Annotated in this window: 7 protein-coding genes; 4 read left to right on the top strand and 3 right to left on the bottom strand. The window is 64.2% G+C overall.

Features of this window, described 5'->3' with window-relative positions; genetic code table 11:
• Positions 1 to 185: 185 nt before the first annotated feature.
• From ASF26_RS11715 to ASF26_RS11705, 3 genes are all read right to left on the bottom strand, one after another.
• Positions 186 to 422: a DUF6429 family protein gene (locus ASF26_RS11715; protein WP_056253872.1), complete on the bottom strand. Its 237-nt coding sequence runs from the start codon at positions 420 to 422 to the stop codon at positions 186 to 188.
• A gap of 312 nt (positions 423 to 734) precedes the next feature.
• Positions 735 to 1,400, bottom strand: coding sequence for a metallophosphoesterase family protein (locus tag ASF26_RS11710; protein ID WP_056253866.1), 666 nt, complete (start codon positions 1,398 to 1,400; stop codon positions 735 to 737).
• Entirely contained in the window at positions 1,397 to 3,538 is a 2,142-nt protein-coding gene (locus tag ASF26_RS11705) for a helicase-related protein (protein ID WP_056253864.1), read from the bottom strand. The genes ASF26_RS11710 and ASF26_RS11705 overlap by 4 nt, the downstream gene beginning before the upstream one ends.
• Positions 3,539 to 4,007: 469 nt before the next feature.
• Between ASF26_RS11705 and ASF26_RS11700 the strand changes: the two genes are divergently transcribed.
• The 4 genes from ASF26_RS11700 to ASF26_RS11685 are packed head-to-tail and all read left to right on the top strand — an operon-like array spanning position 4,008 to position 7,204.
• Positions 4,008 to 5,165, top strand: coding sequence for an acyl-CoA dehydrogenase family protein (locus ASF26_RS11700; protein WP_156462973.1), 1,158 nt, complete (start codon positions 4,008 to 4,010; stop codon positions 5,163 to 5,165).
• Complete coding sequence (locus ASF26_RS11695; RefSeq protein ID WP_056253859.1) at positions 5,162 to 5,749, top strand: SAM-dependent methyltransferase; 588 nt, start codon at positions 5,162 to 5,164, stop codon at positions 5,747 to 5,749. The genes ASF26_RS11700 and ASF26_RS11695 overlap by 4 nt, the downstream gene beginning before the upstream one ends.
• Positions 5,727 to 6,467, top strand: coding sequence for a cytochrome b/b6 domain-containing protein (locus ASF26_RS11690; RefSeq protein WP_056253855.1), 741 nt, complete (start codon positions 5,727 to 5,729; stop codon positions 6,465 to 6,467). The genes ASF26_RS11695 and ASF26_RS11690 overlap by 23 nt, the downstream gene beginning before the upstream one ends.
• Positions 6,464 to 7,204 (top strand): molybdopterin-dependent oxidoreductase, encoded by a 741-nt coding sequence (locus ASF26_RS11685; RefSeq protein WP_056253852.1) that lies wholly within the window; start codon positions 6,464 to 6,466, stop codon positions 7,202 to 7,204. The genes ASF26_RS11690 and ASF26_RS11685 overlap by 4 nt, the downstream gene beginning before the upstream one ends.
• Positions 7,205 to 7,390 lie beyond the last annotated feature (186 nt).

Genomic DNA, 7,390 nt, shown 5'->3' with positions numbered 1-7,390 from the left:
GGTCACAGGTTCAAATCCTGTCCCCGCAACCAAACACACCAGAACACAACACGCAAAAGCCCGCAGCGTAAAACGCCGCGGGCTTTGTCATGTCAAATGCCTGAGAGAGAAACCAAACGCTGTCGCTGTCGAACTGCTCAGGATCGGGAACAGCCGGCCCGCAAACCGCAGACTTGGCAGCGCAGTCATTCGGTCCGACCGACCAGGACTCGAAATAGTTCCTCCGCTTGACGCAGCCCCTCGTCGGTCAGCACGACCGACTTCGCCTTACTCGCCGGGTCGGAGATCATCCCCTTCCGGTGAAGGCGTTCCATCGCGTTCCAGTCGAAGCCCTTCCAGGCACGACGCTCATCGTGAAGCGTCAACCGCAGGAGCGCTAGAACAGGAACAGCGGCGTCGATTTTCTCCTCGTCGATGTCCATCTTCACAAACCTCTTATGCAAAGCCCGAAAGCGCTGTGGTCTTCACCGGATGCATAGGATGAGCCTTATCGAAAGAGCAGGTAAACGCCCTCTTTTCGAAATCCGCCAAGGCTGATCATACCCCAAACAGCTATGAGCGCGAGGTCACGGCCGCCTTGTGCGGATAAGTCCGATCACGGATCTCATCACCGAAACCAATCGCCCATACTCTGCTGGATGGCAGCACCATGGATTTGGCGGTCTACTCGCCAAAAATACTTTCACTCTCCCCAACGGTCGTTCCGAACGGAGGCGGTCATCGAATTCTCCGGTTCACATGCCAACCTGCAGGAACTCGACGGCTGGGCCGGCTTCAGGAGTGAACACGGCTGCGGTGAGGAGGCATCCAAAGACACAGGCCGTGTCGACGTTCGTTCGGAAGGGATGAACGTCCGGCTTGCCGGTCTTTTGCGGGGTGTGGCCGTGGACGACGTGCTTGCCGAAATCGAAATCCTCGGTGAGGAACGGCTTTCGGATCCAGAGTCTGGCCTCCACGTCCGGGTCGATACCGGGCCTTCCGGGGCGAAACCCGGCATGGACGAAATAGCGCCGCTCATCCTCATGGACCGTGTCGAGGCCCGACATCCAGTTGAGCGCATCGCGCGGCAGCTCCTCCGGATCGCGGATGCCGAATGACGCCAGCGTGCTTCGACCGCCATTCTCCAGCCAGGCGGTGACGCCGAAGGGCTTTTCGTAGGCATCGAGCAACATCCGCTCGTGATTGCCCATGAGAAACGTGGCTTTCTCGCCTCCCGTCCGATCGAGATCCTGAAGGATTCGCAGGACGCCGGCACTGTCCGGTCCGCGATCGATGTAGTCGCCGAGAAAGACGAGGCGGTAGTCGCGACCACCGCAATGACGAGCGATCTCCGCCAGAAGTCGCTCGAGGGCATCGGCGCATCCGTGGATGTCGCCGATGGCGTAAGTCAGACGAGTCATCGCACTCCCGGCCGCGACCGCCGACGTTCGGCCTTGCGCGTTGCCGTCTCTCTTAGATGTTTCTCGATGACGGCGTTGGCCCGGCCGCGCATGGCACGGATCTGTTCGTCGTCGTCGAAGGTTTCGGGGAAGCGGCGCGACAGCCAGAGATAAGCGCTCGCCAGCCGCACCGTCCGTTCCTGATAATCGAGTTCCCCGCTGAGATTGGCACGCAACGCCGGAACGGTCGTGCGCGTGGCCCGAGCTTGCGCCCAGCGTTCCAGCATGGCGATGGCGATCTCATCGCGACGATTGACCGGGCAGACCGAGAAGGCGAACTTTTCCTCGATCGGCAAGGCAGCGCGGTCGATGACCTTCGCGACATCGAGGATTTCGTCGAGGGCCGAGGGCTGGAACGGCGACCCGGCATAGAAGGTGGACCGCGCGAAATGCGTCATGACCTCTCGCAGGCTCGCCGTGCGCATCTCCTCCGCGACGGAGCGGATCGCGATCAGATCGGGCCGTACGAAGAATCGCGTATCGGCGGCCGGTGCCGTCGGCGCTCCGGCGAGCGCGGCGCGGATCGGTTCGATGCCGACGGCATCGGTGGCGGCGACGTAACCGACATCCTGATGGCCGAAACGCCCGGCGCGCCCGGCGATCTGACGAATCTCGGAATTCGTCAAGGCACGCTCGCCGACCCCATCCCATTTGCGGGTCGCGGAGAAGACGATGCGCTTCAGAGGCCCGAGGTTGAGACCCATGCCGATCGCATCCGTGGTGACCAGGACGGTGGCCTCGCCGGTGCGGAACCGTGCGGCTTCCGCGCGTCGCACTTCCGGAGACAGGGCACCGTAGATCGTCGCCACGCTGTGTCCGGCGGCGACCAGGATCTCCCGATTCTCATGCACCGCGCGCCGCGAGAAGGCGACGACCGCGTCCCCCGGCTCGACGTCCTCGAGGGGGACGGGTTTGTCCAGAAGGACGAGGGGCGTCTTGCGAACGAAGGTGATGACCTCGAGCGATTCGTTGGCCGCCTCCGCCGCGCGCCGGACGGCGGCGAGCGCATCGTCGGACCCGCAGACGACGACGGTCTTGGCCGGAATACCGAAGAGAGCGTTTGTCCACGCCCAGCCTCGGTCCGGGTCGGAGAGCATCTGGATTTCATCGATCACCGCCACGTCGACGGGCCGGATCAGATCCGCGGTCTCGATGGTCCGCGATGTGTGGGTCGGCCTATCTTCGCCAAGGACTTCCTCGCCGGTCACCATCCCGGCCTTGAGGCCCCGCTCGGCGAGCCCTTCGTAATTCTCGAGGGCGAGGAGCCGCAGCGGCGCGAGATAAGTCCCTGTCGGGGCCGCTGCGAGTAACTGCAGGGCCGCGTAGGTCTTGCCCGAATTGGTCGGCCCCATATGGAAGATGATGCGACGGCCGAGGCGCCGGGCGACCGTGAATTTCTCGATGTAAGCACCGAACCCGACCTGATCGCGCAGGCGGCGCAGGCGGGAATCCTCTCGCGCGACGACCTTGGCGCGCTTGCGCACCGGGGCCAGGGTATCGCTCATGGAACGGCCGAGGTTCGGCCCGGCATGGAACACCCGTGAGCGGAGGGAGCGGTCCATGTGATCGATATAGGTGACGGCGTCGGCGCCGACCTCGCGCAGATCTCCGGTGATCGCATCCCTGAGGCGTTCGATGGAGGCGTGGAGCGTCTGTCCGGTCCGTGCGGTGATCTCGGCCACGGCGGGTCGCAACGTCTCGATGCGCCAGGTCGGGTCGTTGCGCTCCGCCATGCCGGCGACGATCTCGGCCGCGACGCCCTCCAGGGGAACCTCGACCCGCACATCCAGACGGTCGCCATCGAGAAGCGGCAGCAGCACGCGCACCCGCCAGACAAGGGTATCGTTCTCGGCGACCGTGACCTTGAGTCCGGGCACGCTCTTGCTCACCGCCGCGGCGCCCGTCCTGGCGAACGCGCTCTGTGCCTTCATGCGCCGCAGCGCCTTGCCGACACGCGCATCCTCGACATAGCCACCGAATTCCGGAAGATCGAGGTGAAGCCGCAGCGCCTCGATGTCCACCGACCGTGGCGGAAGCCCGAGACGGGCGACGACGTCCCTCAGGATATCGTTGGTGGGCTGAGCGCGCTTTCGCGCCATGGGCATCGATCCTGGACAATCGTTCGTGGAACCGCATCGTCTCGTTTATCTACACGAGGCGAATGCGGAGCCATGGCGACGCTGCCCGATCTCAGGCCCGCCGCCTATCCCGGAGATGTGGATAAGGGCGCATTTTTATGCGGCAGATCGAGCATCGCGACCGGAATGCACGATTCGGCCGCGTGGAGTTGAACCGGCCCAAGGTTTCGCTGGTTGTCGAGACGACTCACTGCTTCCTCGATGACCGAAGGCAAGAACCTGCGCGCGTCTATTCTCTTTTTCGATCGATCGATTCTGATCTTTTCGTACCGGAACTCGGATCCCGCCACGTGCGACGAGGAGGAAGCGGACAAACGACGGATGTTCGCGTTGGGGTGTCGTACGATCAAGTGCAGGCTGAAATCTGTCCGGCCTCCTAATCCCATGTCATGAATGGTCGGTATCGAGGCGCGACGGCCGCACGGAGAGGATGAACAGCGTGGACCAGCCGATACGGGTCGCCCACAGCATTGTCGATGCCGCGAGGATGGTCGCACGGGCCGCCGCCGCGCGGGCGGCAGAACATGACCATGATGGCGGGTTCCCGGCCGCGGATATCGAGCATCTGCGTACGCTCGGCCTGCTCGCCGCGCCGATACCGCGGGACGAGCAAGGCGCCGGCCTCGGCGAGGAGCCGGGCGCCTCGGATCTCTGCGATGTGCTGCGTATCATCGGGAGCGGAAGCCTGGCGCTCGGTCGACTCTACGAGGGCCATGTCAACGCCCTTCAGCTGATTGCCCGATATGGCGACGCCTCCCAGCGCACCCGTCTTTTCGCCGATGCGCGAGGGGGGCATCTCTTCGGTGTCTGGAACACCGAGCCCGCGGATGACGGGTTGAAGCTCGTCGAGCAGCCCGGTGGCTATCGTCTGAGGGCAGGCAAGATCCTCGCATCCGGCGCGGGCTTCGTCACCCGCCCCCTGGTCACCGCCCGCACGATCCCCTGCGACCGCGCCTTCATGGTGGTGGCGGAGCTCGCATCCGGCACGCGGGCCGATCTCTCCGCTTGGCGGGCCCACGGAATGCGCGCCTCGGCGACGGGAAAGGTGGATCTCACCGGGCTCGAGATCGCACAGGACGGTCTGCTCGGCGAGGCGGATTCCTATTCCAGGCAGCCGCATTTCTTCGGCGGTGCCTGGCGTTTCGCCGCCGTCCAGCTCGGGGGGATCGAGGCCGTGCTCGATATCTGGCGCGACCATCTGCGCCGGACCGGGCGAGGTCACGATCCGCACCAATCGGCCCGGTTGGGGGAGGGGCTCGTCGCCACCGAGAGCGCCCGCCTCTGGGTGGAGCGCGCCGCGCGGATCGTCTTCGAGGACGATCTCCACCCTGAGCGGATCGTGGCCTATGTTCATCTGGCGCGAACCGCCGTCGAGGCCGCAGGGCTGTCGGTGCTGCAACTCGCACAGCGTTCCGTGGGGTTACAGGGCTTCCTGCGCGATCACCCCCTCGAACGGGCCTCACGCGATCTCGCTACCTATTTGCGACAGCCGGCGCCGGATTTCGCGCTGACATCCGCCGCGCATTATGTCCTTGGTGAGACCGGGTCCGCCGGTGATCTCTGGCGCGACTCCGGAGATGTGCCATGATGCGTCACTCGCAGACGATGCCGCCGGATTATTTCGAGAATCGCTACGCCGACGATCCCGATCCCTGGCAGTTCACCACCAGCACATATGAGGCCGCCAAATACGCGGCGACCTTGGACGCATTGCCGAAGCCGCGTTTCGCATCGGCGCTGGAAATAGGCTGCTCCATCGGCGTGTTCACCAAGGCTTTGGCATCTCGATGTGATGCTCTCATCGGCCTCGACACGGCGGAAAAGGCCCTCGAACAAGCGCGTGGACGCTGCGAATCGCTCGCGCATGTACGGTTCGAACGTCTGCACGTTCCCGGCAAATGGCCGGTGGGCAGGTTCGACCTGATCCTGATCTCGGAGGTGCTCTACTTCCTCGACGCCGACGATATGTCGGATCTGGCCAAGCGCATTCTCGAGGCCCTCGACCCCGGAGGGATCGTCGTCCTCGTCCACTGGACCGGGCTCACCCATTATCCGCAGACGGGGGATGAAGCCTCGGACATGCTGATCGGCCTCCTCGATGGGGCCATCCGCGTCGACCGTCATAGTCGCACCGACCGGTACCGACTCGATGTCCTCACCCGCATCACCTGAACTCGTTCCGGTGGAACCGGGCGCCGGGGCGAAGAACGGTCCGAGCGTGTTCCGGCATCCGGCTTGGCTGAGAGTGACCCATTGGGTGAATGCCGCGGCTTTCCTCGTCCTGCTGGTCAGTGGAATCGCCATCCTTCTCGCCCTGCCGCGCCTGTTCTGGGGAGAGACGGGTGCCAACGACGCGCCGGCATGGATCGAACTGCCGTTGCCGGTGAACCTGGAACAGACCGGCTGGGGGCGGAACCTCCACTTCCTCGCCGCCTGGATCCTCGTCATCAACGGGCTTGCCTATCTGCTGCTCATCCTGGCGAGCGGACATCTCCGCAGGAGCCTGGTGCCGGATTGGGATCAAGTGTCCCCCCGGCATCTCGCGCGGGAAATCGGCGATCATCTCAGACTGGAGAAGGCGCGCGGCAAGGAGGCGCTCCGCTACAACGCCTTGCAGAAATTCGCCTATCTCGGCGTGGTCCTGATCCTGTTTCCCGTGATGGTGCTGAGCGGGCTCACCATGTCTCCGGGGTTCACCACCGCCTTCCCGGAGCTCTTCGCCGTGTTCGGCGGTCGTCAATCCGCACGGACGATCCATTTTCTGGTGGCCAGCCTGCTCGTCCTCTTCCTGATCGTCCACGTGATGCAGGTCTTCGTCGGCGGCGCCGGTAATCTCCTGCGCTCGATGGTCACCGGGCGTTTCACCATTCTCCCGGAGAAGGAACGATGACCGATTTCTCCCGACGGCGCCTTCTGACGGGGTCGGCCGGTCTCATCGGAGCGGGTATCCTCGGCGGCTGCGACGCGCCGGCGCTGAGCCACCTGGCGACGCCCTACGATTGGAGCAACGGGCTGACCTTCGCCGTGCAGCGCTGGCTTCTCAGACGACAGCCCCTCGTCCGGGAATTCGGGCCCGAAGCGATCTCAGCCGTTTTTCCGACCATCAACACGACCAATCCGGACGATCCTGGCTACAGGACATCGAAAGCCGTCGGTTTCACCGATTGGAAGCTGCCGGTGACGGGACTCGTCGAAAGGCCGGGGGCTTTCTCACTCTCCGACCTCAAGGCGATGCCGGCCAGGACACAGATCACGTTGCATAGCTGCGAACAGGGGTGGTCGGCCATTGCGGGTTGGACGGGCGTCCCCCTGGCCCATCTCCTCGCGCATGTCGGGTTGAAGCCTGAAGCCCGTTTTATCGTCATGCGAAGCGTCGATGGCTGGTGGGATAGCTACGACCTGTTCGATGCGCTGCACCCACAGACAATCCTCGCCTACGGTATGAACGGAATGGACCTGCCCATCGCCCATGGTGCGCCTCTGCGCCTGCGGGTCGAGCGCCAGCTCGGCTACAAGAGTCTCAAATACCTGACCCAGATCGAGGCCGTCGAGCGCGTCGATGGCTTTGGGAAGGGGAGGGGGAGCATGGTCGCCGAGCTGGGCTTCCCCTGGTACGCGGGGATCTGAGCGTCTCGGGGGCGGGGGGCGCGCGTCGGGTTTCAGCGGCCTTTGTCATCGACGTGTCGTTTTAGGTGTTGACGCGTCGGGTTGGTCTCCGTATATCCCTGTTCATCGGCGGCGGCCAGCGGGGACTTCGGTTCGGCGGGCGGTTGTTGTGTCTTCTGGATGATGATCGGATGGATGATCCGGCTG

The sequence above is a fragment of the Methylobacterium sp. Leaf93 genome (assembly GCF_001422345.1).
Lineage (GTDB): Bacteria > Pseudomonadota > Alphaproteobacteria > Rhizobiales > Beijerinckiaceae > Methylobacterium > Methylobacterium bullatum.
Note: the sequence above shows the minus strand (reverse complement) of the source record. Positions and strands in the feature narration are given on the sequence as shown.

Excerpts from the sequence above, each read along its gene's own strand:
- ASF26_RS11715 (WP_056253872.1), bottom strand. The coding sequence starts at position 422 with ATGGACATCGACGAGGAGAAAATCGACGCCGCTGTTCCTGTTCTAGCG.
- ASF26_RS11710 (WP_056253866.1), bottom strand. The coding sequence starts at position 1,400 with ATGACTCGTCTGACTTACGCCATCGGCGACATCCACGGATGCGCCGAT.
- ASF26_RS11705 (WP_056253864.1), bottom strand. The coding sequence starts at position 3,538 with ATGGCGCGAAAGCGCGCTCAGCCCACCAACGATATCCTGAGGGACGTC.
- ASF26_RS11700 (WP_156462973.1), top strand. The coding sequence starts at position 4,008 with ATGAACAGCGTGGACCAGCCGATACGGGTCGCCCACAGCATTGTCGAT.
- ASF26_RS11695 (WP_056253859.1), top strand. The coding sequence starts at position 5,162 with ATGATGCGTCACTCGCAGACGATGCCGCCGGATTATTTCGAGAATCGC.
- ASF26_RS11690 (WP_056253855.1), top strand. The coding sequence starts at position 5,727 with ATGTCCTCACCCGCATCACCTGAACTCGTTCCGGTGGAACCGGGCGCC.
- ASF26_RS11685 (WP_056253852.1), top strand. The coding sequence starts at position 6,464 with ATGACCGATTTCTCCCGACGGCGCCTTCTGACGGGGTCGGCCGGTCTC.